This window comes from Paracoccus acridae (assembly GCF_014642735.1).
In the GTDB taxonomy this organism is placed as follows: domain Bacteria; phylum Pseudomonadota; class Alphaproteobacteria; order Rhodobacterales; family Rhodobacteraceae; genus Paracoccus; species Paracoccus acridae.
The window spans coordinates 14,822-40,482 of sequence record NZ_BMIV01000019.1 but is presented as its reverse complement, the minus strand read 5'-3'; the positions used below and the strand labels follow the sequence as shown (position 1 = coordinate 40,482).

Below are 25,661 nucleotides of genomic sequence, written 5' to 3'. Positions count from 1 at the left end.
GCCGAACGAAGCAGAGGAGGCCTTCTACGCAAGCTTGAACGCAGCCGAAAAAGCAGCCTAATCATTGAACCACAAACTCTCCGGTAAACCCGGGGCGGTTCAGTGGTCTTGCCCACACCGGGTCCGCCGGTGATCACCATAACCTTGGATTTGAGCGCCAGGCGGATCGCCTCGGCCTGGCTCGGGGCCAGGATGAGGCCGGTCTTCTCCTCGATCCAGGGCAGGGCACGATCGGTATCGATGGCGGGCCAGGGCAGGGGGCCGGTGCCGAGGCGCCCGAGGTGGCCGGCGATGGCGCGCTTGGCCCCATAAAGCCCGGTCAGGAAGATGCAGTCCGCCTCGCCCACCCGGTCCGCGGTCACAGACCCTTCCGCAAGCTCATCGCCAATGGCGCTCTCGATGAGGGCAGGGGGTACGTCCAGCAGCGTCTCGGCAAGGCCGGTCAGCTCGGCCCGCGGCAGCCCGCAATGGCCGTCGCCCATGGCTTCGCTCAAGGCGAACGACACGCCCGCGCGAACCCGGATGCTCGCGGTCTTCTCGATGCCGAGCTTTTCGGCGATGATGTCTGCGGTGCGAAAGCCGATGCCGCGGATGTCCCGGGCCAGGCGGTAGGGGTTCTCGCTCATCACCTGCACGGCATCCGTGCCGTAGGTCTTGAAGATCCGTACCGCTCGCGCGGTGCCCACACCATGCCCATGGAGAAAGACCATGATCTCGCGGATGACCTTCTGGTCTGCCCAGCCGGCGGTGATCCTGGCGGCCCGGACAGGGCCGATGCCGCCCACGTCGCGCAGGCGCTCGGGCTCGGCCTCGATGACATCGAAGACGTCGGTGCCGAAGGCCTTCACCAGCCGCCGGGCATAACCCGGCCCGATGCCCCGGATCATGCCGGAGCCGAGGTATTTCTCGATGCCCTCGACGGACGAGGGCGCCGAGGCCTTGAGAAACTGCGCCTTGAACTGCAGGCCATGGGTGCGGTCGTTGAGCCAGACACCCGAGGCGGTGATCCATTCGCCCGCCGAGATCATCGCGGCATGGCCCACCACGGTGATCAGGTCCCGGTGCCCGCGCGCCTTGACCCGCAGCACGCAAAAGCCGCTCTCGGGACTGTGGAAGGTCACCCGCTCGACCGGCCCGGCCAGAACCTCCGTAGGATTGTGGGTATCCGGGGTCATCACCTGCGCCATCCACAATCCCCACCAAACAACCCCGCGACGTTCCCTGACCGCATGTTGCACCAATCGCATTGCGTCTGGCCTTCATCGCGGGCGACATCTTTCCGCGTCTTCGACCATCTCGTGTCAGCAGATATATGCCAGCCAGGGCCTGAACCAAGTTCCGAACTGTTGCGGGCGAACGGATCAGACATCCACGATCCGCACACCACCCTTCACATCCTCCCGTTGTCAAAGGGGAGGGCACAACCAGGGTCAGCCTTCCGGAAATCCTTTCCCGATGAAGACCTCAGGTGTTTCCCTTAAGGCAGCTGCCCACCTGACAGTTTTGTCAGCCGTGTTCCTCTTGAAACACGTCAAGTCCTCCCTTCAAAGCTGATCGCCGCGGGGCGTGTTGTGATCATCGGCATCCAGCAAAGAGAATGGGCAAGCAGCGCCTGCTCTTGAAGCACGGGACGACCGTCACGGAATGTATCTGACAAGCCTCACGCCTTCCGCCGCGAGAGAGAGGCCCGCAGCTTCAGTCCTTCCCTTGCAGATGCTGCATAGCAGCATCCCCGAAGGATCCATTGTGCAGCCGCAGTGTTAGCGCCATCTTTGGTGCATCGAAGGAGCGCAAGGCCAATCCGGGCAGGGCGCAGATGCAAGAACAAAGACGCTGAAAAGGATACTCGCCATGGCTACGATTGCCCACACCCACAACGCCGCTGCCACCTCTGGCATCGCTGGCCGTCTGATGGCTGCGATCCAGCACATGCAGGAAAACCGCGCCCGCCGCGTGATCTATCGCCAGACCGTACGTGAACTGAACGCCCTGACCAACCGCGACCTGGCGGACCTGGGCATCAGCCGCGCGATGATCAGCCGCCTGGCTCACGAAGCCGCTTGGGGTTCGAAGTAAGATATAGACCTTCCCGCCCTCTTCTCCCTGGGCCGGGGCTGGCGGCATTCTTCTGCCAGAGAGTGCCGCCCCTACATAGCCGCTCCATTTGCGGCACCCGATGCGACGGACCTCTCCTCCTCCCCATGGTCCGATCGTTGGCGGCAACGGCCTCTCCTCCTCCCTGGCCTTGCCGCACCCATACGCGGCCCTTCCTCCTCCCTGGGCCAGCGTTCCGCGGCAGCACTCCCTCCTCCCTGGGTGCTGCCGCTTTTTCATGATGGACACCGAAGCTGGAGTAACGCCTCCGAACCGACCGGATACCCGTCGTCCACTGAGAGGGTTGGTCTTATCCTCATCACCTGATCGGTTCTTCTTTGTCTGACCCTGAGGGCAGCTTTGCCGGAGACACCTTCATCAGCCTCGCCTTGCTGCTCCTGTCCTCCGGGCTTCTGGATGGACGCGAACGGAACCGGAACATGAGGCGCGTGTTTCCTTGCAGCATCCTGAGAAAGGCAGTGCCCCATGGCCGATGAAAACCCGAAATCCCGCCCGACCGACAATGCCGAGAAAGATCCCGACAACTGGGTCAGCGGCGAAGACCCCATGACTGGTGCGCAGGCGTCCTATCTCAAGACGTTGAGCGAACAGGCCGACGATCCCGACGCTTTTGACGACACCATCAGCAAGGCAGAGGCCTCAAAGCGCATCGATGCGCTGAAAGCCAAGCTGGGCCTAGACCAGTAGGGCTTCGCTGTCGGAAGGCGGAGCGACATCCCAAAGGTCATGAGTTCCGGCAACTATGGTTTTGTAGGGCGATGCGGTGCCGATGCTCCTGGGGCCCGGCACTCTTTTTCCGAACGTATCACGCAACACGGTTCTGTGTAGCTCCGGACGATCTGGTGCAGTGCCCTTTTGCCAATCTGACGCTGGGCGAACCCCCAGTCATTACGAGAGCGCGGCAGGCTACGGTGCAAAGGGCGCGGATTTCGGAGATGCCCAGTACTCTCTGCCCTCAGAAACTGTACCCGACCCGTATGCCGACGCCCCATGCGTGGCTGCCGTCGATCTCGGCGCGGGCTGTATCAGGCGTGCCGGTCTCGGGCCGGGCATCCCCCAGCTTGGTATAACTGATCCCGGTCGTGATCCTGATCCTGTCCTGCGTGTAGATGGCCGCCAGACTGACGCCCTTCCGGCCGTTGACCGGCGCCAGCGGCGAGACAAGGTCACTGCCGGACTTCTCGTAGGTGACGCTGGCCACGCCAGACCAGGTCTCGGTGAATGTACGGCCCACGCCGATGGTGAAGGTGGTGGTGTCGTCAAGATCGACAAGGCCGCTGCCGGTCACCTGAAGGAGCTTCTCAGGGTCCACGCGGAAGCTTGACCAATCCACCCAGCGAATGGAGCCGAAGACAAGGGTGTTGGGATCGATGCCGGTCTGGAACTCGAGGTTCCAGGATCTCGGCGTCTTGACCGTCAGCCTGGAACGCCCGTCCAGAAGCGGCAAGGCCGGCGCCGGACCGGGTCCATCCGGATCCACAAGAGGACCGGTCTCAGAGATGTCGAAGTCATGCTCGATCACTGCATTATAGGTCAGGGACACACGCGCGGCGATGTCCGGTCTTTCCCACGACACCCCGGCCAGCCATCCATAGGCGATATCCCTGTCCACATCGACACGGTAGCCGCTGATGGGGCCAAACGCTGCGCCGGCCAAGGTCACGCGTCCATCCGTGCGCGCTCCGCGGAGACCCGCGTGAACCCCGAAGCCGCTTTCCGGAACAGCAAAGCGGATGATGCCGGTCAGGTCGGTGTTGTTGATGACCACGCCGGTTCCGCCAAGATTGAACGAACCACTGGCAGGATAGGCGATGTCAGCCCCGAATGGCTGGTCCAGGATGATCGCGGCTGACCAGAGTTCATCGAACTGGTGCTTATAGGCAAAGCCGAAGTTGTCGTAGGAGGGCGCAATATCGCCGGTGCGCTCACCACCGGAATAGAGGCCAAGCGGCAGGTCTGTTCCTGTGATCCCAGGCGAGACATGGCCATAGCTGAGCTCGAGATAGTTGCCTGATTCGAAAAGAGGACCGAGAAACTGGCTGCTCCGCTCGACACCGCCAGCATGAAGGATTGTGCCGCACAGGAGCCAAACGGCTGTGCCGATACATGCGGTCTTCATGAAAGCCTCGCTTCAAAGCTCGGGTATCATCACGGCAGTGTCTGCAAGCTGCCGCTAGGGAAAAGATAGCATAGGGAGAGCCGTTCTTGGATGTGAAATGCTGGGCCGCTGATCCTGTGCTCAGGGCATGGATCAGGCTTGGCGATACCGAACTCGCTTGGCGCTGCCCTCGAGAATGTCCATGCAACGGCGCTTCACGTCATAGTTTTCCAATTATTGAAAGTTTCGACCTTTTACCTTGATCGCATCCAGATGCAGGTCCTTGACATAGATCTCTCGCGCCCTTGGGCCGATCGCGGCACCTTCTCGCATATCCCGTGCCCCCTGCCCCTGCCGCGCCTCCTCGCCGCGCCCTTGGGGAAGCGGAAACGCCGCGCCCCGCGCGCCGACGCTGGCCAGCTCCCGCGACAGATCCTCGATCCGGTGCACCACGAAATGAACGACCTCGCCCTCGCGCTGGATGCGCCCCTGCACACCGATCATGCTCGCACCCAGCACGATCCGTCTGTGCGCCTCAAAGACCTTGGACCAGACCACGAGGTTGGCGACACCCGTCTCATCCTCGAGCGTGATGAACATCACCCCCTTGGCCGATCCGGGCCGTTGCCGGACCAGCACGAGGCCCGCAGTCGCGCACCAGCGGCGATCCCGGCTGGCCATGGATTCGGCACAGGTGATGATCTGCCGCTGCTTGAGGGTCTCACGCAGAAACGAGACCGGATGCTGGCGCAAGCTGAGGCCGGTATGGCCGTAGTCCTCGACCACCTCGCGGCCCAGAGTCATCGGCCGGAGTGTAACATCTGGTTCTTCGGCTTCTGCTCTCGCATTGTCCTTCATCTTCCGTGAGGCGTCCACCTCTAGGTCCGGATCTCCCTCAGCCTCCTCCTGCCTCTGCAACTCCGACGCCCGTGCTGCGGCAAAAAGTGGCAGTTCCTCCGGCCCAAGCCCCTTGATGGCCCAGAGCGCCTTACGTCGGCTGAGCCCGAGCGAGGGCCTGAACCCATCCGCCTCTGCAATGCGGGTGAGGCTGGCTATCGGCACACGGACCCTGCGCCAGAGATCCTCCACCGAGGCGAAGGGCTGATCGGCCCGGGCGGCGACGATGGCCGCGGCATGGATATTGGCCAGCCCCTTGATCATCCGCAGCCCGAGGCGGACGGCAAAGCGGCTGCCCTCATCGCCCGGCCGTCCCGTGGCTTCCAACGTGCACTCCCAGCGGGACGCATTGACGCAGACCGGCCGGATCTCAACACCGTGCTCCTGCGCGTCCCGAACGATCTGCGCCGGGGCATAGAAGCCCATCGGCTGGCTGTTCAGGAGTGCCGCGCAGAAGGCATCCGGATGCCAGCACTTCAGCCAGGCACTGGCATAGGCCACGAGCGCGAAGCTGGCGGCATGGCTTTCGGGAAAGCCATAGGAGCCGAAGCCCTCGAGCTGGCGGAAGGTGCGCTCGGCGAAGTCGGGTGCGTAGCCACGTTCGACCATGCCCGAGACGAGCTTGTCCTTGAAGGCTGAGACGCCCCCGGTGAACTTGAAGGTCGCCATGCTTTTGCGGAGCATGTCGGCCTCGCCCGGGGTGAAGCCCGCGCATTCGATGGCGACCCGCATGGCCTGTTCCTGGAAGAGGGGCACACCCAGGGTCTTGCCCAGCACCTTCTCCAGCTCCGGTGTAGGATACTCTACCGGCTCCAGCCCCTCCCGGCGTCGCAGGTAAGGATGAACCATGTCGCCCTGGATGGGTCCGGGGCGGACAATGGCCACTTGGACCACCAGATCATAGTAGGTGCGGGGCTTCATCCTCGGCAGCATGGCCATCTGCGCGCGGCTCTCGATCTGGAAGGTGCCGAGCGTGTCGGCCTTGCGGATCATCGCATAGGTGCGCGGGTCCTCGGGCGGGATGGTGGCCAGATCGTAGCGGACACCCTTGTGCGCCTCGATGAGCGCCAGCCCCTTGGCCATGCAGGTGAGCATGCCCAGGGCCAGCACATCGACCTTCATGAACCTGAGCGCGTCGATATCGTCCTTGTCCCATTCGATGATCTGCCGGTCCTCCATGGCGGCGGGCTCGATCGGCACCAAGTCGTCAAGCCGGTCCTGGGTGAGAACGAATCCGCCCGGATGCTGCGACAGGTGCCGGGGAAAGCCCATGAGCTGCCGCGACAGATCCAAGGTCAGCCGCAGGCGCCGATCCGTAGGGTCGAGGTTCAGCTCGCGGATCTGGGCCTCGGACACACCCTCCTCGGACCAGGCCCAGATCTGGCCCGAAAGGGTCTGGATCAGGTCCTCGGGCAGACCCATGGCCTTGCCGACATCGCGCAAGGCGCCCTTGGCGCGGTAGCGGATCACCGTGGCGCAAAGCGCTGCGCGATCGCGGCCGTAGGTGTCATACACCCATTGGATCACCTCCTCGCGGCGCTCGTGCTCGAAGTCGACGTCGATATCGGGCGGCTCGTGGCGTTCCTCGGACACGAACCGCTCGAAGAGGAGGTCATTGCGGTCTGGGTCGATGGCGGTGATGCCCAGCACATAGCAGACGGCGGAGTTCGCCGCCGAGCCGCGGCCCTGGCAGAGGATGCCGCGAGAGCGGGCAAAGCGGACGATGCTGTGGACGGTCAGGAAGTAGGGGGCGTAGGCCAGCTTGGCGATCAGGCGCAGCTCGTGGGCCAATGACGCCTTCACCTCGTCGGGCACCCCCTCAGGATAGCGCTCCGCCGCGCCCTCCCAGGTCAGCTGCTCCAGGGTCTCCTGCGGGGTCAGCGTCGGATCGTCCCGCTCCTCGGGATACTGATAGCGGAGTTCATCGAGCGAGAAGCGGCAGCGGGCCACGATCTCCGCCGTCCGCGCCACAGCCTCCGGGTAGCGCGAGAAGAGCCGGTGCATCTCGGCGGGCGGCTTCAGATACCGGTCGGCATGGCGCTCGCGGCGAAAGCCCAGGGCTTCGACGGTCACATTGTGGCGGATGGCGGTGACCACATCCTGCAGGATGCGGCGGGTGGGCTCGTGATAGAGCACGTCATTGGTGACGACTGTGGGCACCCGCAGCTGCGCGGCCATGGTCGACAGCTCATGCAGCCGCAGCTGATCGTTGGGGCGGCGGCGCAGGGTGAGGGCCAGATAGGCGCGGTCATAGAAGACATCGCGCAGCCGGCGCAGGCGGAGCGCGCAGGTATCGTCGGCCATGTCCGGCACCAGCACCGCGATGAGGCCCTCGGCGTGCTCCACCACATCCGGCCACTCGAGATGGCATTTGCCCTTGCCGGCGCGGGACTTGCCGAGCGTCAGGAGGCGGCACAGCCGGCCATAGCCCGCCTTGTCCGTGGGGTAGACCAGCAGCGCCATGCCGCAGGCGAGATCGAGCCGGCAGCCCACCACCAACCGCACGCCGGTGGCCTTGGCCGCCTCCCAGGCCCGGACAATGCCCGCCAGCGTGTTGCGGTCGGTCACGGCCAGGGCCTCGATGCCCATCATCACCGCTGTGGCGAAGAGTTCCTCTGCCGAGGAGGCACCCCGCAGGAATGAGAAGGGCGATGTCACCTGCAACTCGGCATAGCGCGGCCCGGTCATTCGATGACACCGTTCATCCGAACACCCCATGGAGGAACCAGCGATGCGAGCCGGTCTCGCTGTTCTCGCCGTCGCCCGCCCGGAATACCCAATAGCGCTCGCCCGCCTCATCCTCGATGCGGAAGTAGTCGCGCACCGCGATCATCTCGGCATCACGCTTCCACCATTCGCCAAAGACCCGCTCGGGTCCATCGGCGCGGGCCACCTTGCGGCGGATGCCCCGCCAGGTGATGGAAACCGGCGGATGATCGGGCAGGAGTGCCAGGGTCTCGATCGGCTCGGGCCGGGCTAGGAGCCGCGTGGGCCGCGGCCAGTGATCGGGCCAGCCGGCACCGACAGGATCGGACAAGGGCGCGACGCGGGTGACGGAGCGTTCCGGCACGTCGCTGGCAACAGGGGCCATCCGGTAGACGCCGCGCGCGCCCACGCGGTTGGCCAGCACATCGACGAGGCCGGAGAGATCGGGGGCAGGGGCTTCTAAAAGCGAGCTGGCCATCTGCCGCGCGTCCAGCGGCTCGACCATCACCGCCGTCAGCGACAGGATCTCGATGCCGTATCCCGGCGAGATGGTCTCGATCTTCTCGCAAAGGAGCCGGGTCAGCCGCTGCGGGTCACGCTGCGGGCAGGCAAGACCCACGCGGACGGTCTGCACATGGGCATCGACCCGCCAGCAAAGCAGATCCAGCCTGCGCGCGCCGAGGCCGCGCTCCTCCAGGGCCGCGCAAAGCTGGACCACCAGCTTGCCGATGTAGCGGGCGATGGTCTCAGCCGCTGCAATAGGTTCGGCAAAGCTGCGACGCACCTCGACAAGCTCCGACGGGCGCAGCGGCTCAATCGGCTCGGAGGCATGGCCAAGCGCTTGATCCAACCTGCGGCAGAGGTCGGGGCCGAAGCGCCGGGTCAGGGGCGCGCGGGGCTGATGGAGAAGATCGCCGATGCAGACAAAGCCCAGGGTGCGGAGGCTTGCGAGCGTCGCGGGCGGCAGCCGCAGGGCCTGAAGGGGCAGGGGAGCGATCAAAGCCTCCGTTGTGCCCGGCGCGGCCACATGCATGGGATCAGCCACATGCCGGGCCAGGGCATGAGCGGCACCCCAGGTGTCGGCGACAGCGGCGCGGGCGGTGACCCCGGACATCACCAACCGGCCGATCAGCGTTTCCAGCATCGCCTCTTCGCCGCCATGGAGATGATCGGCGCCGGTCGAGTCGATCACCAGCCCGTCGGGAGGATCGACCGTCACGATCGGCGAGAACCGCTGCAGCACCCAGAGCGCCAGCCGCTCCAGGGAGGCGGCATCGGCCTGAGGATCATGGGGCAACACCTGCAGGTTCGGAACCATCGCCTGCGCCTTGCTCACCGGCATGCCGACGGTGAGGCCCAGCTCCTGGGCCACAGCACAGGCGGCCGTCACCAGCCGGCGGTTGCCAACCCGCCCGGCGAGCACCAGCGGCCTCTCGTCTGAGGCAGGTGCCGCCTCAGGCGCCGACCGCCTGAGCCGGTCGATCGGCCAGAACGGCAGGGTGACCGAGATGACCCGTGCCATCACACGCCTCCAGTTCGATATCGAGACTTTCTCCCGCCCGCGCCCGGATCAGCTCGATAAGCCAGCGGGCCCGGCCAAGACCGGGAACAGGCAAGGGGGCGGAAGGCAGGACCGAGATGCGCCAGCGGGTCATGGCCGCCGTAGGCTGGCCGAAGTCATAGGCCTCCTGCTGACGGCGCCAGCGGCGCAGCGCAATGCCGGTGGTGCCGGAGCCCTTGGCCGCAAGATGCAGCCGGCGCGAGGCGGTCATCGACAGCCGGGCAACATCCGCCACGACCGCGCCAAGACCGCCATGGCGCAAGCCTTCCTCCATGCAGGCCAGCACCGAGACATCATCGCCGGCCTCGACATAGATCACCCGATCCGGACCAAGGCCCGCCTGTTCGAGACCGGGGGCGAAGAGATCGGCCTGCGTCACGCACCAAAGCACCTGTCCGGGAAGACGCGCGGCAATGCCCGCCGCGAAGCAGGAAGCTGCTGCGCCATCTACTGCGCCGTTGCCGCCACCAGCGACCTCGTGCAGGCAGCCGAGCGCCAACCCGCCCCCGGGCAGGCGGCGGTCCAGATCGGGCACGCCGAAAGGCAGCACCTCGCGCGCCGCTGCACTCTCGCCCTCCATGGCTGCGATCTGCTCGCGCAACGCAGCAAGGGCAGGATTGAAGGGCCGGGCAGGCATGAGGGCGGGTGGCTCCAGAGAAGCGATTGCAGACGAACAGATATTGTTCCTGTTTTGTTCCTGAAGAGCCGACGGTGTCAACACGATGCTGCAGATGATCTGGGGATATCTTCACGACCCTGCCGCGTTATGCTGGCGACCAGGTCCAAGCCACCGCACGGAGGATCGTCTCATCTGCAACCTTTACAACCTGACGACCAACCAGCAGGCGATCCGGGATGCGGCGCAGGTCATGCAAGACAGCCTGGGCAATCTCGAGCCGAGCCTCGACATCTATCCCGATCGTCCCGCGCCGGTGGTGCGCAATACGCCCGAAGGCCGCGAACTGTCCCGGTTGACCTGGGGCATGCCCACCCCGCCGCAGTTCCTGAAGGCAAAGGATGCGCCCGACACCGGCGTCACCAACATCCGCAACACCCGGAGCCCGCACTGGCGCCGCTGGCTGGGCATCGAAAACCGATGTCTGGTGCCAGCAACCGCTTTTTCGGAATATGGGCAGAAGCCTGATCCGGTGACCAAGCGCAAGCCGCTGCACTGGTTCGCGCTTGATGAGACCCGGCCGCTGTTCTTCTTCGCGGGCATCTGGACGCCCTGGCGAGGGGTCCGCGGCTCGATGAAGACCCCGCGGCCGGGCGAGCATCAGCTCTTCGCCTTCCTGACCTGCGAGCCGAACACAGTGGTGGGAAAGGTCCATCCCAAGGCCATGCCGGTGATCCTGTCCACCGAGGACGAGATGGAGATGTGGATGACGGCAGAGTGGTCCCAAGCGCAAGCACTGCAGCGGCCCTTGGCCGATGACGCGCTGATCGAGTTGCCGTCTGACGCTCTTGATGAGCCGCAGGGACGGCTTCTCTGACGTGGGGCAGAGCAGGGCCATGCGGATCGCCACCTACAACATCAACGGCATCAATAGCCGCCTTGAGACGCTGCTGGCCTGGCTGGATGACACGCAGCCTGACATCGTCTGCCTGCAGGAGCTGAAGGCGCCGCAGGCGAAGTTCCCGGAGCGGCAGCTGCAAGCAGCCGGCTACGGCTCTGTGTGGCACGGACAAAGCCGCTGGAATGGCGTGGCGATCCTGTCGCGGGATAGCGAGCCGGTGCTCACGCGCCGCGGTTTGCCGCGGGATCCTGATCCCAGCCAGAGCCGCTATATCGAGGCTGCGGTGAATGGCGTGCTGGTTGGCTGTCTTTATGCTCCAAACGGCAATCCCGCACCCGGACCCAAATGGGATTACAAACTCGCCTGGCTAAAGCAGTTTACCGTCCATGCAAAACAGCTGCTCGCCCTGGATGTCCCGGTGATCCTCGCTGGGGACTACAACATCATTCCCACCGAACAGGACGTCTATAATCCGGATCGCTGGCAAGGTGATGCTCTGTTCTTGCCGCAGGTCCGAAAAGCCTATGCGTCTCTTCTGAAACAGGGCTGGTGTGACGCAATAGAGACCATCCATCCAGACGAGTCCGCTTACACCTTCTGGGATTATCTGCGACAGGCCTGGGAGCGGAATGCCGGATTGCGGCTCGATCACCTGCTGCTCTCGCCCGCTTTGGCAGCACGGCTCAACGATGCGGGGGTGGACCGGGATATGCGCGCTCAGCCAAAAGCCAGCGATCATGCTCCAGCCTGGGTTGACCTCGATATCGGTTGATCCGATTTCCCATCGAAATCAATCTAGCTCGCAGGTTAGCGGCTTTCCTGTCAGGGAAGGTTTCTATATTGCGGCAGGCAAATGAGGAGACCGTCATGGACATCAACTATAACAACCTGTCACTCGAGCAGCTGAAAGAGATCAATAAGAAATCAGCCGCAGCCATTGCTGATTTCGAGACCCGCCGGAAAAAGGAAGCCATCCAGAAGGCGATCGAGATCGCCAAGGCCGCCGGCTTTGCCTCGCTCGAAGACATGCTGGCCGCTCAACCCGCCAAACAAAAGGCCGAGCCGAAATACCGCCATCTTGAAAACCCCGAACTTACCTGGAGTGGTCGCGGCCGCAAGCCCGGCTGGATTATCGAGGCTCTGGACGCTGGAAAGTCGCTGGACGAGTTCGCGATCTGATTGGGGCGCTATTCTTGGGGCTTGCACCCGATCACGCGTGCAAGCTCCAGTTCAACAAGTCCGTTCGGTCGGGGTGTTCAATTAGGTCCGGTAAGCTAAACTTGGCTTGCGCTCAGCACATCACGGCACATCGCTTCGATCGTTTCTTCGGACAGAGCATCAGGATCAAAGGCACCGGCGATATCGTGACGGGCAGCAAGGTCACCGTCGAGCTTCGAAGTCTCGGCCAGTTGCATACTCGACTGCCCGCATAAACGCGTCTCTATAGGACCTGCCAGCAGCACATGAATATGGCGGTGACGCACATCCTGCATGATCCGCATGAAGCATTGGGCCACGGCCGTTTTGCCGCCTTCAAGCCATTGCAGGAAGTCTTCCTCGCCGACAATCAACAAACCGGATAATCCATCACGGGCGTTGTTGTGCCGTGATTGGGCCAGGATATGCTCCAGCGTGTTTTCAGTAATGCCACCGTGGTTTGACACATAGACAAGCCGAGTGAGCTGCATGGTTTTCGGCGCCCCGGGCTGTTCGCTTGGAATCGTCTAATCCATGAAGGTCATTTTGTTCAATTTGGCACGTGACGCAATCTGTCATTGTGCTGACATCCGTCAGTGGGCGAACCTCCACCGCAAGGAAACAAAAAGACCCTCGCTGCCGCTACGAGCAGCGAAGGCCTTCCCTGAAGAATGTGCATCTGCCCTTGACGCCGGCTCCTTATGCGGAAGCAGCCGGAAGGAAGACCTCATTCAGCCGTACGGGAGGCTTCGACCGCTTCCGTGGGCTCTTGAGCCAGATCCGCATCTTGAGGCACTGCCGTGTTGGGCTCCGTGCTTCCTTCCGCAACGGCGGCCTTGGGCTCAGCATCACCGGCCGGCATTGAACTGACCGACCCGTCTTCAGACGCTGGCTTTGCTTTGCGCCCCCGTGCTGGCTTCGGCGCCTCTGCTCCGTCTTCCCCTACGGCTTTCGGTTTGCGGCCTCTGGCTTTCACCGGCCCATCAACTGATGCTTCGGCTGCCACCTTGGAGGAGCGTCCGCGCCGCCCTTTAGGCGCTTCTGCGCCTTCTTCCGGGACTGCCTTTGGCTTGCGACCCCGGGTCTTTACTGGCGCCTCTACTGAGGTTTCAGCTGCCGCAGCGGTTGCTTCGCCGCCGCGCGCGCCCGAGGTGTCCGGAGCCGTTTTCGCCCCAGCCCTCCGCTTCGGCTGACGGCGCGTCGCGGTTGCCTCGTCCGGAAAGGATACGCGTGCAGCGTCTTCCGCGTCGATCTCGCGTTCTGCCTGAGACCAGTGTTGTGCATCCCGGCCATGGGGTTGGCCTTCCTGCTCCCAGAGGGAATGGGCCCGTTCCTGGATCCGTCGTGTGCGTTCGGCAGTCATGATGCGTCCTCGTGTTTCCGATGAGCCTCTGATCTCCTCGGCCCTCGGCGCGAGAGTGGCGAGAATTCAGGTCTTTACACCGACACCGTGACACGCTCATGCATCCTTGCCAATGGGGTCTCGTCGGCAGATCCAGCCACGCATAGGAGACACATCGTCGTGGTCTGGGCACTCTGAGCAGCCCCTGAACTTTCATCCAGATGCGACGGTAGCCCGGTGGTCATAGCGCGACCACACTCCTGGACAGCTTGAAAAGACCAGTTGATGATCGTCCGTAAGAAGAGAGCAGGATAATTAGCGCGCAAACCCTTGGTGTGCCGTCCTATAGTTCCATAAATCGGATTATCTGTGCTACGGATATAGCTGGGGGCACATTCCATTCTGGAATGCATCACCCCCACAGTTTTCTAAAGCTAATCAGGAGCATGTGATGAGGCGCGTTTTCACCAACCTGACGCTGGACGGACGCCGCATGATTGCGCGTATGTTGCAGGCCAAGATGCCGAAGACCAAGACTGAGGCGATGCTCGGCCGCGATCGCTCGCCCCTGAACGGAATTGCTCCTGGAACATTTCTAGTGACGCAACAAGTCATCTGCGGGGAACAATTCTGGCGAGGCAATGCGGTGCGGCAATACGAATCTCATCCTGTTTGTCGCGCAGCACAACCCCGCAGACGTTGTCATAATTATGTTGTTCACCGTCATTTTCCTGCATTAGACAGCGATAACGACGAATGTCCCCTGTCATGTACGGTGCATCAGAGGGTTACGAGGCAAGGACCACGGGAATGCACGAAAAGGTTCAGACGGACTTTCAGCTTCTGATCAGCACCGGAACCCGCGGCCTGGATCATGTCCTTCGGGGCGGCATGCCCGCGCATCGGCTTTACCTGGTCGAAGGCACACCCGGCTCGGGCAAGACAACTCTGGCGCTCAAGTTCCTGCTGGACGGGCGCGAGAAAGGGGAAGCAAGCCTCTACATCACCTTGTCGGAGACGGTCAACGAACTGACGGCTGTGGCCCAATCCCATGGCTGGACGCTGGACGGGATCAGACTGTATGAAATGGTCGCGGCCGACGAATTTGGCTTGGATCACGAACAAACCCTGCTCCACCCCAGCGAAGTCGAACTGGGCGAGACGGTCCGGAACGTCATCGATCTGGTCGAGAAGGTCAGTCCGGCCCGGGTTGTGCTCGACAGTCTATCAGAGTTGCGGCTGCTGGCACAAAACCCCCTGCGCTACCGCAGGCAGATCCTCGCGCTCAAGCACTTCTTTGCCAAGCGGAACTGCACCGTGCTCATGCTGGACGACCGCACCGCCGAGCCGGGCGATCTGCAGCTGCATTCTATCGCCCACGGCGTCATCTCGCTTGAGCAGACGGCCAACGACTTTGGTTCGGAGCGGCGGCGGCTCCGGGTCGTCAAGATGCGCGGCCTGAAGTATTACGGCGGCTATCATGACTTCACCATCGAGCGTGGCGGCATCTGCGTTTATCCGCGCCTGATTGCGGCGGATCATCATCGCAGCTTTCCCGCCGATCCTGTAACAACCGGTCTGCTTGAACTGGATGCGCTTCTGGGTGAGGGTCTGTTTCCCGGCACCAACGCGCTGCTGGCAGGGCCCGCAGGTGTCGGCAAAACCACAACCGCGATCCACTGCATGATTGCCGCACTCGAGCGGGGCCAAAAGGCGGCTTATTTCCTGTTCGACGAACGCCTGGCCACGCTGTTGATCCGGTCCAAGGCCCTTGGCATGGATCTGCAGCCCTTTATTGACGACGGTCGCCTCGAGCTTCGTCAGATCGACCCAGCGGAACTCTCGCCGGGAGAATTTGCGAGTGCGGTGCAGTCCGCGGTCGAGGAGGACGGCGCGGGCATTGTCGTGATCGACAGCTTGAACGCTTATCTGCATGCCATGCCCAGCGACAACTATCTTATCCTGCAGATGCATGAGCTTTTGACCTACCTTGCCCAACAAGGGGTCATCTCCCTGATGATCCTTGGGCAGCATGGGGTGATGGGCGAGCTTCGATCGGACATCGACATCAGCTATCTTGCCGATACGGTTGTGATGTTGCGGTTCTTTGAAGCGGAAGGGGTTGTTCGCAAATCCATCGCGGTCATCAAGACTCGTACCTCGAACCATGAACGCAGCATCCGCGAGCTGGGCATCGACGGGCATGGTATTGCCATCGGCGAACCGATCCGCAGCTTCTCGGGAATTCTGTCCGGAGCGCCGGTTTATACGGCGACGGACCGTAGCCTCCTGCCGCTCAATCCCGCGGAAGAGGCGAGCGCGCAGTGAGAGGTGCCATGGCTTGTCCCGGGGAGGCACGTGATGCGCTGTCTGATCCCGAAGCCGCGGTGGCAATCCTCGCCCCTCGCGGCCGCGACAGCGAGGTCGCCCGGCAGGTTCTGGAGAACGCCGGCATTGCGGCCGTCGTGGCCTCCTCGCTCCACCAAGTGGCTGAGCTGGTCGAGGCGAGGGTCGGGGCGGTCCTGATCACCGAGGAAGCCCTGAACGGGCCAGGAAGCGAAGCCCTGCACCAGGCGCTTGCCGCGCAGCCGGCCTGGTCTGATTTACCGTTCGTGGTGCTTGCGAACGGGGCCAACAGCCGGTCTGATGCCGCCACACGCCGGATGGATGATCTGGGCAACGCCATCCTGCTGTCGCGCCCGTTGCATACCGAGGAACTGGTCCGCTCGCTCCGCTCGGCTCTCAAGGCCAGGCGTCGACAGCACGAAGCCCGCAAGAGGCTGGAAGAACTCCAGCTGCGCGAGGTCCAACTCTTCGAAAGTGAAGCAAAGTTTCAAGCCATTGCCAATTCCGTGGACCAGATGATCTGGTCGACCCGGCCTGATGGCTATCATGACTACTACAATGATCGCTGGTACGCGTTCACCGGCGTTCCCGCAGGCTCGACTGATGGAGTAGCCTGGAACGGCATGTTCCATCCGCAGGATCAGGAGATGGCCTGGCAGCGCTGGCGCCACAGCCTGGAGACGGGCGAACCCTATGAGATCGAATACCGCCTGCGCCACCGTTCCGGAACCTATCGCTGGGTCCTGGGGCGGGCGCAGCCCTTGCGTGACAAGAACGGCACCATCCTGCGGTGGTACGGAACCTGCACCGACATCCACGAGATCAAGATCGCCGAAGAGCAGCGCCAACTGATGCTGGGCGAGATGAATCACCGGGTGAAGAACACCTTGGCCATGGTCAACGTCATGGTCTCTCAGACCCTGCGGCACGCGGACAGTTTAACTGAGGCACGCGCGGCGATCCAGTCCAGGATCGGTATGATGGCCGACGCGCATGACCGGCTGATCAACGCGACTTGGAGCGAAACCCGTATCACCGAAGCTGTGGAAGCGGCCTTGGCCCCCCATCGCTCGGAGGAAGGCCATTTCACCATCACCGGGCCCGACCTGCCAATCGGATCGAAGCAGGCATTGGCCCTGACCATGGCCCTGCACGAGCTGGCAACGAATGCCAGCAAATATGGCGCCCTGTCGGTGTTCAAGGGCAAGGTCAGGATCGAGTGGAGCATCGAGAAGCGGCAAGGACAGGAGCTGTTCCACTTCGAATGGCATGAAAGCGGTGGCCCACCGGTCGAGGCACCGACGCGGCGCGGCTTCGGGAGCCGCATGATCGAACAGGCGCTCGGCGGCTATTTCGGCGGCGAGGCGGAACTGGTCTATGACAGCGCGGGTTTGCGCTTCAGTCTTATGGCGCCGTTGGAAGGCCTCACCCTCTAGTACCAGCCATACAAAGCAGAAAATCTCGGACGCCATGGAATTTCACGACCAGAATTCGTTTGCCATCCTCGTGGTGGAAGATGAGCCGCTGCTGCTCATGGATGCTGTCGACATGATCGAGGATGCAGGGTTCAGGACGTATCAGGCGCGCTCTGCCGGAACTGCTCTTGCCCTGATGGAGCGACATGATGATATCAGGGTATTGTTCACCGACATCGACATGCCAGGCTCCATGAACGGGATTGATCTTGCCGCCCGTGTTCGCGACCAATGGCCTCCCACAGTAATTTTGGTTACCTCGGGAATTGTGGGTTTGACCAAGGACACCCTGCCTGACGGCGCCCGGTTTTTTCCCAAGCCCTATTCTGCTAACCATATCATAGGGACGCTGGCCAGGATTGCTGCCGACCTGGGCAGAGGCTGACGAGGCCGCAGGCGGTCTGATATGGCGGAACCGCTGATATCAGCATTGCCTTCGCGAGATCGTTCTGCTCACTCAGCATGACGCACCAGGCAGGCTGCAAGGACAGCACTGATTGTCCCAGACGGATCCTTTTATGGACAAATCTGACAAAGTTGCCGATCCAAATCGGTTCTGATGAAGGTGGTCTCAACAGCGGAGCAAAATCAGACCATGTGGCGGTGGCCGACGCCATGGCGCGTGCGCTTACCACATAGCTGGCGCGTGCCATGATGCAAAACGAAGCGACGTAATGTCGTTTGACCCTTTTTAGTTAACAACCTGTTCTTTTGGTCAAATTAATCAGTCTGGACAAAAAACACGATGCGTTAGACCCCATATTGCTTGTACATGAAGCCTTACGGCATCCGTGTTGGCTGTCGATCTTGTTCCCATTTCCTTGCGCCTGAAGGTTTGTCATGAGTTTCTGCAAAGTCCTTACCGCTGCTTCTCTTGCGACTGCGCTCAGCGTCAGCATCGCGTCCGCTGCCACCTTCACCATCGATGCAGGCGATGTTACCGTTTCTGGGGGCGACTTCTGCTTCCCAGGCGACTGCAAACTCAAGGGTTCAATCAAGGGCGGCAGCTTCGATCTGAACACTGTAGGGGAAACAGCAAGCCTTTCTGATCTCTTCGACTGGCGAGTGCTGACCACCAGCCGCTGGGCGACGGGTGCCGGCAAGTACAGCGTGAACGCGACCCTGAACTTTTCTTCTCCCTCGCTAGCCTCGAGCAGTGCTTCGGGCTATGCGGGGTTCATCACCCTGCTTGGTTCGGTGTCTGGTGGAGTGCTGGCCTGGACATCCGGATCGGGCATTATCGATTTTTCCGAGGGCTACAAACTGAGCTATACGCTGAAAGACGCGCTGAGGCTTGGCTCTGGAACGCAAACCACGACCGGTGCCTCGTTCACACTTGAAGAAACCCCGGCTCCCGTTCCCCTGCCCGCCTCGGCCCTGCTGCTGCTCGGCGGCATGGGTGTGTTGGGTGGTTTGCGCGCCAAGCGTCAGCGCACCGCCTGAACCCGGTCGCTTGAAGCGCTGCGGCCAAGCCCCCGCAAGCGCTCTACCCACCGACAACTGTCTGCCTGCTCGCCTAGCCCGCCCTTGTGGCGGGCCTTTTCATGACCGAGGGACCTGAACCCTCTGGGTCCAGTTTCAGGCGGCCAGCCTCCCAAAAACTCGTAGTCTGAAAGCCGTTATGGTCCAATAAGGAGCGGACGCTTCGAGGTTAGGCGGGACGCCTTACCAGGTAGGGATGTTGTTCATGAGAGGTTAAACTGAGCTATAGACGTCAGGAAACTATGCAATCACAGGTTGAGAATAGTTCCTTGCCTCACACTTTATTTACTGATATAGGCGATTACTTGCCTATCAATATGATCCGGGAGTAGCTGCTGCGATGCGACGGACGATGACGGCGACGATGCTTCGAGACTATCTGGCCTCGGCCCATACGACGCTTCTGCTTTGTCGTGCTCATGCCGATCAGTTTGCGCTGACCAGGGAGGAGGCCAAGGATGTCTCGCAACGCATCTCCCTCAGCATGGCAGAACTCGAGGACCTGCATCAGGACATTGATCGGCAGTTGACGTCCGCCTAAGCTATTGCGCGGTGTGTCGGCGGCGGATCCTCAACAATGCCTGTGCAACCAGGAAGAAGTCGCAGAGCTTCACCCTGTGCTGTTACTGCTGCCAAAGCTTGCGACAGATCCCAGTTGGCCCACCGCCTGTCTTCCTGGGGCTCGGACACCAGGGATCGGCATTGCAGAAAAGGCCTCCCCGCAGGATCAAGCGTACGGGGAGGGCTTCGTCTGTCCGCAGTGTGAATGCGCCCTGAATGTATCCGTTTAACTTCCTGCCTTGCGCAACCGGCGGGCAATACCGAAGGCACCCAGACCGCTGACCAGCAGCAGGCCGCCTGCTGGAAGGGGTATAGGTGCGAGGGTCTGAAGCTCAGCCGCAGCGACAGGCAGAGTGGCAAGATAGCCTCCGTTGGGCAGGTCGTCGTTTACACCACCGGGCACGAACATGCCGTGGATGACGTATTCGCGCAGATCGAGCGGGAAAATGTCCTCTGACGTGTAAGAAGTGCCAGAAACTGGGCTGAAGAAGATCGAGTCGTTAGAAAGATCAAAGGACAGGTCGTAAGTAAGGTTGCCTTCGGCATCTGATATAGGCCCGGTATGGACCATGGAAGGACGGGGATTAATGCCGGCGAGTGCCGGCTCTAGAGAGAGCAGGATGTCACCGTATGCGGGCAAACCTTCCAGGACCTCGACAAACCCGTCTCCGTCGGTGTCGGCATCGGGGGTCGGAACCTCGGAATTCCTTATCGTGCCATCGTCGTTGAACCGGCCGTGGATGTGGTTGACGTGCGCCATGCTGGGAGTCAGGCCCGAGATTCGCGCACTGACATTCAGCAGATTGTTCAACTCATCCACGTCGAAGAGAACAGATCAGCTCACTCCGGAACTGTTTAGCTCCGTAAGAACTGCCTTGTAGGTGGCGGCATGGCCGGCCACTGGAAGGCTCAAAATTACGACGGCAGCCGCGGGTCCGAATATTTTTTTCCTCAGTATCATCTTCTTCTCCCTTGAGGTTAAGACAGACAGTCAGCACACGCTCTTGGTTAACTTAGATGGGTGACGCGTGGCGCGACTGTACTTCTGGTCAGGTTGGGCCCGAAGCAGTCATCAACAGACAGCAACGCGGGAGGAGCCCAGGATACGGTTGCTTTAAGTTTGTCGCCCGCCATACATTGACCGCTGTCTCAAAACCGTGCCCCAGTACAACGGTTCGGGCGCGGATAAAATGGAACTACCTTTTGGCCTTGGATCTGGCCGACCCGGGCTTCGACCACAGCGTCTTGTGCGAGTTCCGCGCCCGCCTGCTTGACCATGAAGTCGGCGAGCGACTGCTCGCTTTCGTGCTCGACGCTGCCCGGGAGGCCGGGTTTCTGAAGGCGCGCGGTCGTCAGCGCACCGACAGCACGCACGTTCTGGCTGCCATACGCGATCTCAATAGGATCGAACTTCTCGCTGAGACGCACGTAGCTCAGGTCGGGACAGACGGCTTCCGGCTTATGCGCCGGTCTCCACCGTTGAGCGAAACCTGGCGTGGCATTTGCGCTCAACGGCACAAACCGATATTCAGCAAAGCCAAGTGAGAGGCGGAACCCAGGCTTTCGCCCACTTGTTAACCATGTTGGCGCATCTTGCCTGCAACCCTGTCAGGACATTGAATGCCGCATCGTATCATGATCGTCGAGGACGAGGCGATCCTTGCTCTCGACCTGTCCTGGCTTCTTGTTGATGCAGGCTACGAGGTTGCGGGGATTGCCCGGACCATGCATGCCGCGCTGCGGCTGGCGGCAAAAGGATCCGTTGACCTTGCGACCATGGACATCCGGCTTGCTGGCGGAACGAACGGCGTTGAGACTGCCTTGAAGCTCTGGCAGGACCATGAGGTCCGGTGCCTGTTTGTCAGCGCATCACTTGACGAGGAAACGAAGTGTCAGGCACAGCCGGCACAGCCGATCGGCTTTGTTGAAAAGCCGATCCGCGAGCAAGAGATCATTGCATCTTTGAATGCTCATTTCAGCCGAGCAACCTGACAACTTAGCTGTCGGATCAAGAGGCCATCACGGGTTCCTGGATATCAAGAGACATTCCATGTCTGCCTGCGCAAAACAGGTGGAGCTGCCTTCTGTTTCCAAGAAGCTCCAAGCGTTATAGAGATAAGCAAGATTGCTGGACTGGTGTCCCCAAAAAGGGGTTTTCTCTGCAAAGGCGGCCTTGAGTGAACACACGTGAAAACCTTGACGCAAATGCAGCCAGGGCTGCGCGCGGCAAGGTGGATGAGCATGACTTTCGCAGCGATATTGTTGCGGTCCGGGACAATGTGTCGGTCCTTACCATGCTCGATACCGTCTGCCTTGCGACCGGGCTCCGTTTCGCCGCCATTGCCCGCGTTAATGAGCAACGCTGGATCACATGCAGCGTGGTCGACCATCTGGGCTTTGGCCTGACGCCAGGCGACGAATTGGTCGTGGAGTCGACGCTCTGTCATGAGGTGCGGCAGCAGACGTCGGAAATCGTCATCAACGATGTGCAGTGTGATGATGTCTATCGCGACCATCATACCCCCAGGACATATGGTTTCCGGAGCTACCTCTCGGTCCCGATCTTTCGCCCGGATGGGATGTTTTTCGGCACCTTGTGCGCCCTCGACCCGGAGCCGAACCGGCTGGATGACATCCGTATCCTCAAGATGGTGCGCTTGTTCGCGCAACTGATCGGCGACAGCTTGCATGCGGAAGAGAAGCTGCAGGAAGCCCAGGAGGAAATTGCCAAGGAACGTCATCTTGCTGATGTGCAGGAGCAGTTCCTGGCGATCCTCGCCCATGACCTGCGCAACCCAGTGGCGGCGATCAGTGCGGGCCTCCGCATGCTGGCACGCACAGCAGGTCCAGAGGCGAGAGAGACAATCAGCCTCATGGAGGCCACGACCCATCGCATGGCCGATCTTGTGAAGAACCTCATGGATCATGCACGCAGCAGGTTGGGGGACGGCATCATTCTTGACCGTGTCCCAAATGCCGATCTTGCCCGGATCCTGAACCTGATCATCGCCGAATTCCGGGCAGTGGCCCCGGATCGCGAGATTGACGCCATTGTCGATATCCAGCAGCCTGTCGATTGTGACGCGGCGCGTATCGCGCAACTCTTCTCCAACCTCCTGGGCAACGCCATCACACATGGGGCGCAGGACCGACCGGTCCGTGTATCGGCTGGCGTATACAAGGATGTCTTCCGTTTGCAGGTTGCCAATGAAGGCAAGGCAATTCCAGAAGAACAGCTTTCCAATCTGTTCATGCCCTTCAGCAAAGGAGGCGACAGGCCGCGTCAGGAAGGGCTTGGGCTTGGCCTCTACATTGCCGCGGAGATTGCCAAGGCACATGGCGGCACAGTGTCAGTTGTGTCAGATGAAGCAGAAACCGTGTTCACGTTCGAGATGCCCTGCTGAGGCAAGAAGCAACAGCGCATCACCAGAGAGTGCCCGAAAGGGGATGGTTAAACGTACACCAGATCTGCCGCATCGGCTGAGAAGGGCTATGCAGCTGGATAATGGGTAAAGACCTCACTCGTGCCGTCTTTGCGGATGAGCAAGACGTCATAGGCCTCCCGCTTGCTTTCAGGCCCCATGCCCGGGCTACCATAGGGCATGCCCGGCACCGTGATGCCGCGCGCTTCCGGTCGCTCTTGCAGAAGCTTGCGGATATCGGCAGCCGGAACATGGCCCTCGATGAAGTAGCCATCTACCGAGCCGGTATGGCAGGACGAGAGTTCGACGGGCACGCCCAGATCCATCTTGTGCTGCATGAGCAGCGTGCCGAACCGCTCTTCATGCGTTACATCGAAACCGCTTACCTGCAGATAGTGGGTCCATTGCTTGCAACACTCGCAGCCGGTGCCTTCAACCACATGAATGGTGATCGCGCTGCCAGACAGGGCGACTTGCGGCAGGGCACTCGCGGCAGCCGCGCATAGCAGGGTGCGTCGGGTCAATCTGCTCATCGTTTATTCCTCCTGGTTCAGCGCCTGCCTGATCTTCGGCACGGCCGCTTGCGGCTTTTCATGTAGGTCAATCATCCTCGACAAACGCCCATCTGGCCCGAACACGAACACGCCGGAGGTGTGATCCATTGTATAATCGCCGTCCTCACGGGGGACGCGTCGGTATGTCACGCCAAATGCTGCCACCGCGCGGGCCACTTCAACGGGCGTGCCAGTCAGGCCGGCAATGCGGGGATTGAAGTTCGATAGGTAGTCGGCCAGGACCTCGGGAATATCGCGCTCCGGATCAACTGTGACGAGATGAACCGCCAGCCGGTCGGCATCAGGCCCCAGTTCCTCCAGCCAGTCGCTGATGTTCAGAAGCGTCATGGGGCAGACATCGGGGCACCAGGTGAAGCCGAAGAAGACCAGGTTCGCCTGTCCTAGCCAGTCCTGCGGATTGACCGGTGCGCCTTCGTGACTAGTGAGTTGCCAGGTCATGGCACCCAGATCGGCGGCGCGTATTCGGGCGGCGGAAGACGTGGTTTTTTCCTGCCATGGCAGATCGCCGCTTTGCCAGGCGCCGAGGGTCAGCATGAAGCCCAAGGCGGCAAAGAGGCCGGTGCCGCCAAGGATCAGGGTGTGGCGCCGCATGCCGCCTCCCGTGCCCGGATCGGCAAGACCTCAGTGTCGATCGAAACCTCACCCGCCTTCTCGAACTGCAACGCCACGGGGAAGCTTTCCCCTTCTTTCAACTCCTCTTCGAGGTCCATGAGCATGCCGTGAAAGCCGCCCGGTGCCAGGCTGACGGTTTCTCCTGCGGGAATGTCGATGGCAGTCGCATGCGGCATGCTGGCAACGCCATCCGTCATGACTGTCTCATGAAGCATGGGCATGCCTGCCACGGAGGTTTCGATCCCGGTCAGGCGGTCATCCGTGCTGCCGTTGTTCTGGATGGTGACATAGAACACAGCAGGCCGCGCGGTTCCAATGGTGGCGCGGGACCAAGCCGCACGGATCGAAAGGTCGCCTTGGGACACCTCGGCGCATTCCGCAAGCGCAAGGGCGGGCAGCAATGCGGCGAGGCCCAGGCCGGCGATGATCTGTTTCATCATGTTACAGGCGTTCTTTGAGGTCAGCGGTAATGTCGTCAGCGGATGTTCCATATTCAAACTGGCGCAACCAATCGCCCTCCGGTCCGAGCAGGTAAAGGCTGGAGCTATGCGACATAGTGTAGCCCCCGGGTGCGGATGCCGTCTTTTCCGGATCGGCAAAGACCTTGAAGCTCTCTACGGCAGCTCGGGTCTGGGCTTCATCTCCGGCAAGCCCGAGGATGGCAGGATGGAAAGCTGCCAGATATTCGTTCAAGCCACTTTCGCGATCACGGGCCGGATCGACCGAAATGAAAATCGGCTGCACATCGTCAGCCTGCGGTCCCAGATCATCCATGATTTGCGCCACTTCTGACATGGTGGTTGGGCAGATGTCCGGGCAGTTGGTGAAGCCGAAGAAGACAAGAACATGCTTGCCCTTGAACTCCTCGGTCGTGCGGATAGTCCCCGCTTCATCGGGCAAGGAAAACTCCGGTCGAAAAGCAGCCGCTTGCTCCTGCCGGTCCTTGTGCCAGAGCAGCGTGGCAACGCCGACCAGGGACGCTGCGACGGCGATCCAGAGGGCAATTCTGATTGTCTTCAGCATCGTGATATTCCATCTTCGCGATCGCCCCGTAGCACCTCTAGCCACATGAGGTTCAAGCGGCTTTGCGAGATTTCACGGCTTTGTCAGATCTTTGTCTTCTGTCGCCATTACAGATGACGAAAGGACTGTATTCCGATCCAGCGGGGCACCTGTGCGCTCCATCTGCGATATTCCGACCCGTGATCAGAAAGCAGGACGCCCTCTTCTGCCCGGATTTGAACCGAGGCTGAGAAGGCAAAGAGGAAAACCGCCAGAAGCGTCGGCAAGGACAGGACCGCCAATGCCATACCCGTTAGCAGCAGCCCTTGCCCCACAAAGGTTGGGTTGCGGCTGAGGCGGAAAAGACCGCCTGTGACCAAGGCTCCGCTTTCCCCCTTCAGGACGCCAACCCGCCAGGACGCTCCCATGGGCATCTGCGCCGCAAAGGCCAGCATTGCTCCTGCCACGGCGAGAAGCACACCCACGATACCTTTTCCATGGAAGAAACCCTCTGTCCAGAATGGGTCCAGCTTGTGCAGATTCGGAAAGACCAGCCACACCAACGGCCCGAGAAGCGCCAAGGCAAAAGCCAGGCGAAAGCCCATTGCGGCCCACCGCTCGGTCCCATGCGCCTGCCCGAACAGCCAGACCGGCCGTCCTGCGACGCGCGCAGCCTCGACCGTGCCCCAAGCAAAAAACGTCAAATACAGCACCACGACGCCGAGAGCGATCCAGCCTTTCTCTCCGAGCATC

General features: G+C 61.5%; 25 protein-coding genes and 1 pseudogene. 13 read left to right on the top strand and 13 right to left on the bottom strand.

Annotation, left to right across the window (positions count from 1 at the left end):
• Window positions 1-1,187 (bottom strand): helix-hairpin-helix domain-containing protein (locus IEX25_RS17130; protein ID WP_229665380.1); only part of this gene is annotated, 1,187 nt, incomplete at its 3' end.
• 664 nt (window positions 1,188-1,851) lie between these two features.
• On the opposite strand from IEX25_RS17130, the gene IEX25_RS17125 reads away from it, so the two are divergent.
• Both IEX25_RS17125 and IEX25_RS17120 read left to right on the top strand, forming a co-directional pair.
• On the top strand, window positions 1,852-2,076 hold the full coding sequence (locus IEX25_RS17125) for a DUF1127 domain-containing protein (RefSeq protein WP_229665378.1): 225 nt from the start codon (window positions 1,852-1,854) through the stop codon (window positions 2,074-2,076).
• Window positions 2,077-2,580: 504 nt separating this feature from the next.
• Window positions 2,581-2,802 carry a DUF3072 domain-containing protein gene (locus IEX25_RS17120; RefSeq protein ID WP_188716681.1) on the top strand — a complete coding sequence of 74 codons (222 nt, stop codon included), beginning with the start codon at window positions 2,581-2,583 and terminating at the stop codon, window positions 2,800-2,802.
• Window positions 2,803-3,070: 268 nt separating this feature from the next.
• On the opposite strand, the gene IEX25_RS17115 is transcribed toward IEX25_RS17120, so the two are convergent.
• The 4 genes from IEX25_RS17115 to IEX25_RS17100 form a co-directional block, all read right to left on the bottom strand.
• Window positions 3,071-4,234, bottom strand: coding sequence for an OmpP1/FadL family transporter (locus IEX25_RS17115; RefSeq protein ID WP_188716680.1), 1,164 nt, complete (start codon window positions 4,232-4,234; stop codon window positions 3,071-3,073).
• Window positions 4,235-4,447: 213 nt separating this feature from the next.
• On the bottom strand, window positions 4,448-7,798 hold the full coding sequence (locus IEX25_RS17110) for an error-prone DNA polymerase (protein WP_188716678.1): 3,351 nt from the start codon (window positions 7,796-7,798) through the stop codon (window positions 4,448-4,450).
• Window positions 7,799-7,811: 13 nt separating this feature from the next.
• Window positions 7,812-9,338 (bottom strand): Y-family DNA polymerase, encoded by a 1,527-nt coding sequence (locus IEX25_RS17105; protein ID WP_188716676.1) that lies wholly within the window; start codon window positions 9,336-9,338, stop codon window positions 7,812-7,814.
• Complete coding sequence (locus IEX25_RS17100; RefSeq protein ID WP_188716674.1) at window positions 9,271-10,014, bottom strand: ImuA family protein; 744 nt, start codon at window positions 10,012-10,014, stop codon at window positions 9,271-9,273. The genes IEX25_RS17105 and IEX25_RS17100 overlap by 68 nt, the downstream gene beginning before the upstream one ends.
• 85 nt (window positions 10,015-10,099) lie before the next feature.
• Between IEX25_RS17100 and IEX25_RS17095 the strand changes: the two genes are divergently transcribed.
• From IEX25_RS17095 to IEX25_RS17085, 3 genes are all read left to right on the top strand, one after another.
• The gene (locus IEX25_RS17095; protein ID WP_229665376.1) at window positions 10,100-10,870 is read left to right on the top strand and encodes an SOS response-associated peptidase; all 771 of its coding nucleotides are present in this window, start codon (window positions 10,100-10,102) and stop codon (window positions 10,868-10,870) included.
• A gap of 19 nt (window positions 10,871-10,889) precedes the next feature.
• Window positions 10,890-11,666 (top strand): exodeoxyribonuclease III, encoded by a 777-nt coding sequence (gene xth, locus IEX25_RS17090; protein WP_188716689.1) that lies wholly within the window; start codon window positions 10,890-10,892, stop codon window positions 11,664-11,666.
• 95 nt (window positions 11,667-11,761) lie between these two features.
• Window positions 11,762-12,073 carry an H-NS histone family protein gene (locus tag IEX25_RS17085; protein ID WP_188716672.1) on the top strand — a complete coding sequence of 104 codons (312 nt, stop codon included), beginning with the start codon at window positions 11,762-11,764 and terminating at the stop codon, window positions 12,071-12,073.
• A gap of 95 nt (window positions 12,074-12,168) precedes the next feature.
• On the opposite strand, the gene IEX25_RS17080 is transcribed toward IEX25_RS17085, so the two are convergent.
• Together IEX25_RS17080 and IEX25_RS20455 are read right to left on the bottom strand one after the other, a co-directional pair.
• Window positions 12,169-12,582, bottom strand: coding sequence for a BLUF domain-containing protein (locus tag IEX25_RS17080; RefSeq protein ID WP_188716670.1), 414 nt, complete (start codon window positions 12,580-12,582; stop codon window positions 12,169-12,171).
• Between the two features lie 236 nt (window positions 12,583-12,818).
• Entirely contained in the window at window positions 12,819-13,454 is a 636-nt protein-coding gene (locus IEX25_RS20455; RefSeq protein WP_188716668.1) for a DUF2934 domain-containing protein, read from the bottom strand.
• A 789-nt stretch (window positions 13,455-14,243) separates the two neighbouring features.
• Here IEX25_RS20455 and IEX25_RS17065 point away from each other — a divergent pair.
• From IEX25_RS17065 to IEX25_RS17045, 5 genes are all read left to right on the top strand, one after another.
• Complete coding sequence (locus tag IEX25_RS17065) at window positions 14,244-15,761, top strand: ATPase domain-containing protein (protein ID WP_188716664.1); 1,518 nt, start codon at window positions 14,244-14,246, stop codon at window positions 15,759-15,761.
• Window positions 15,762-15,769: 8 nt separating this feature from the next.
• Window positions 15,770-17,215: a sensor histidine kinase gene (locus IEX25_RS17060; RefSeq protein WP_188716663.1), complete on the top strand. Its 1,446-nt coding sequence runs from the start codon at window positions 15,770-15,772 to the stop codon at window positions 17,213-17,215.
• 34 nt (window positions 17,216-17,249) lie between these two features.
• Window positions 17,250-17,639, top strand: coding sequence for a response regulator (locus IEX25_RS17055; RefSeq protein ID WP_188716661.1), 390 nt, complete (start codon window positions 17,250-17,252; stop codon window positions 17,637-17,639).
• Between the two features lie 455 nt (window positions 17,640-18,094).
• On the top strand, window positions 18,095-18,697 hold the full coding sequence (locus IEX25_RS17050) for a VPLPA-CTERM sorting domain-containing protein (RefSeq protein WP_188716659.1): 603 nt from the start codon (window positions 18,095-18,097) through the stop codon (window positions 18,695-18,697).
• Between the two features lie 391 nt (window positions 18,698-19,088).
• Window positions 19,089-19,277, top strand: coding sequence for a hypothetical protein (locus tag IEX25_RS17045; protein ID WP_188716658.1), 189 nt, complete (start codon window positions 19,089-19,091; stop codon window positions 19,275-19,277).
• Between the two features lie 246 nt (window positions 19,278-19,523).
• Here the strand turns inward: IEX25_RS17045 and IEX25_RS17040 are convergent, their stop codons facing one another.
• Entirely contained in the window at window positions 19,524-20,108 is a 585-nt protein-coding gene (locus tag IEX25_RS17040) for a VPLPA-CTERM sorting domain-containing protein (protein WP_188716656.1), read from the bottom strand.
• Between the two features lie 362 nt (window positions 20,109-20,470).
• On the opposite strand from IEX25_RS17040, the pseudogene IEX25_RS17035 reads away from it, so the two are divergent.
• From IEX25_RS17035 to IEX25_RS17025, 3 genes and pseudogenes are all read left to right on the top strand, one after another.
• Window positions 20,471-20,776 (top strand): annotated as a pseudogene (locus tag IEX25_RS17035) (transposase); the annotation flags it as partial.
• A gap of 156 nt (window positions 20,777-20,932) precedes the next feature.
• Window positions 20,933-21,289 (top strand): response regulator, encoded by a 357-nt coding sequence (locus IEX25_RS17030; protein WP_229665374.1) that lies wholly within the window; start codon window positions 20,933-20,935, stop codon window positions 21,287-21,289.
• A gap of 185 nt (window positions 21,290-21,474) precedes the next feature.
• On the top strand, window positions 21,475-22,701 hold the full coding sequence (locus tag IEX25_RS17025) for a GAF domain-containing sensor histidine kinase (RefSeq protein WP_229665372.1): 1,227 nt from the start codon (window positions 21,475-21,477) through the stop codon (window positions 22,699-22,701).
• A gap of 86 nt (window positions 22,702-22,787) precedes the next feature.
• Here the strand turns inward: IEX25_RS17025 and IEX25_RS17020 are convergent, their stop codons facing one another.
• From IEX25_RS17020 to IEX25_RS17000, 5 genes are all read right to left on the bottom strand, one after another.
• Window positions 22,788-23,252, bottom strand: coding sequence for a DUF411 domain-containing protein (locus tag IEX25_RS17020; protein ID WP_188716653.1), 465 nt, complete (start codon window positions 23,250-23,252; stop codon window positions 22,788-22,790).
• Window positions 23,253-23,255: 3 nt separating this feature from the next.
• A complete protein-coding gene (locus IEX25_RS17015; protein WP_229665371.1) occupies window positions 23,256-23,885 on the bottom strand; it encodes an SCO family protein in 630 nt (209 codons plus the stop codon).
• Entirely contained in the window at window positions 23,867-24,343 is a 477-nt protein-coding gene (locus IEX25_RS17010) for a copper chaperone PCu(A)C (RefSeq protein WP_229665369.1), read from the bottom strand. Before IEX25_RS17010 ends, IEX25_RS17015 begins: the two co-directional genes overlap by 19 nt.
• A 4-nt stretch (window positions 24,344-24,347) precedes the next feature.
• Complete coding sequence (locus IEX25_RS17005) at window positions 24,348-24,929, bottom strand: SCO family protein (protein WP_188716651.1); 582 nt, start codon at window positions 24,927-24,929, stop codon at window positions 24,348-24,350.
• Between the two features lie 107 nt (window positions 24,930-25,036).
• On the bottom strand, window positions 25,037-25,660 hold the full coding sequence (locus IEX25_RS17000; protein ID WP_188716649.1) for a methyltransferase family protein: 624 nt from the start codon (window positions 25,658-25,660) through the stop codon (window positions 25,037-25,039).
• Window position 25,661 lies beyond the last annotated feature (1 nt).

Bases quoted from the DNA above. Each gene is read 5' to 3' on its own strand.
- IEX25_RS17125 (WP_229665378.1), top strand. From the start codon at position 1,852: ATGGCTACGATTGCCCACACCCACAACGCCGCTGCCACCTCTGGCATC.
- IEX25_RS17120 (WP_188716681.1), top strand. From the start codon at position 2,581: ATGGCCGATGAAAACCCGAAATCCCGCCCGACCGACAATGCCGAGAAA.
- IEX25_RS17115 (WP_188716680.1), bottom strand. From the start codon at position 4,234: ATGAAGACCGCATGTATCGGCACAGCCGTTTGGCTCCTGTGCGGCACA.
- IEX25_RS17110 (WP_188716678.1), bottom strand. From the start codon at position 7,798: ATGACCGGGCCGCGCTATGCCGAGTTGCAGGTGACATCGCCCTTCTCA.
- IEX25_RS17105 (WP_188716676.1), bottom strand. From the start codon at position 9,338: ATGGCACGGGTCATCTCGGTCACCCTGCCGTTCTGGCCGATCGACCGG.
- IEX25_RS17100 (WP_188716674.1), bottom strand. From the start codon at position 10,014: ATGCCTGCCCGGCCCTTCAATCCTGCCCTTGCTGCGTTGCGCGAGCAG.
- IEX25_RS17095 (WP_229665376.1), top strand. From the start codon at position 10,100: ATGCTGCAGATGATCTGGGGATATCTTCACGACCCTGCCGCGTTATGC.
- xth (WP_188716689.1), top strand. From the start codon at position 10,890: ATGCGGATCGCCACCTACAACATCAACGGCATCAATAGCCGCCTTGAG.
- IEX25_RS17085 (WP_188716672.1), top strand. From the start codon at position 11,762: ATGGACATCAACTATAACAACCTGTCACTCGAGCAGCTGAAAGAGATC.
- IEX25_RS17080 (WP_188716670.1), bottom strand. From the start codon at position 12,582: ATGCAGCTCACTCGGCTTGTCTATGTGTCAAACCACGGTGGCATTACT.
- IEX25_RS20455 (WP_188716668.1), bottom strand. From the start codon at position 13,454: ATGACTGCCGAACGCACACGACGGATCCAGGAACGGGCCCATTCCCTC.
- IEX25_RS17065 (WP_188716664.1), top strand. From the start codon at position 14,244: ATGCACGAAAAGGTTCAGACGGACTTTCAGCTTCTGATCAGCACCGGA.
- IEX25_RS17060 (WP_188716663.1), top strand. From the start codon at position 15,770: ATGGCTTGTCCCGGGGAGGCACGTGATGCGCTGTCTGATCCCGAAGCC.
- IEX25_RS17055 (WP_188716661.1), top strand. From the start codon at position 17,250: ATGGAATTTCACGACCAGAATTCGTTTGCCATCCTCGTGGTGGAAGAT.
- IEX25_RS17050 (WP_188716659.1), top strand. From the start codon at position 18,095: ATGAGTTTCTGCAAAGTCCTTACCGCTGCTTCTCTTGCGACTGCGCTC.
- IEX25_RS17045 (WP_188716658.1), top strand. From the start codon at position 19,089: ATGACGGCGACGATGCTTCGAGACTATCTGGCCTCGGCCCATACGACG.
- IEX25_RS17030 (WP_229665374.1), top strand. From the start codon at position 20,933: ATGATCGTCGAGGACGAGGCGATCCTTGCTCTCGACCTGTCCTGGCTT.
- IEX25_RS17020 (WP_188716653.1), bottom strand. From the start codon at position 23,252: ATGAGCAGATTGACCCGACGCACCCTGCTATGCGCGGCTGCCGCGAGT.
- IEX25_RS17015 (WP_229665371.1), bottom strand. From the start codon at position 23,885: ATGCGGCGCCACACCCTGATCCTTGGCGGCACCGGCCTCTTTGCCGCC.
- IEX25_RS17010 (WP_229665369.1), bottom strand. From the start codon at position 24,343: ATGAAACAGATCATCGCCGGCCTGGGCCTCGCCGCATTGCTGCCCGCC.
- IEX25_RS17005 (WP_188716651.1), bottom strand. From the start codon at position 24,929: ATGCTGAAGACAATCAGAATTGCCCTCTGGATCGCCGTCGCAGCGTCC.
- IEX25_RS17000 (WP_188716649.1), bottom strand. From the start codon at position 25,660: ATGCTCGGAGAGAAAGGCTGGATCGCTCTCGGCGTCGTGGTGCTGTAT.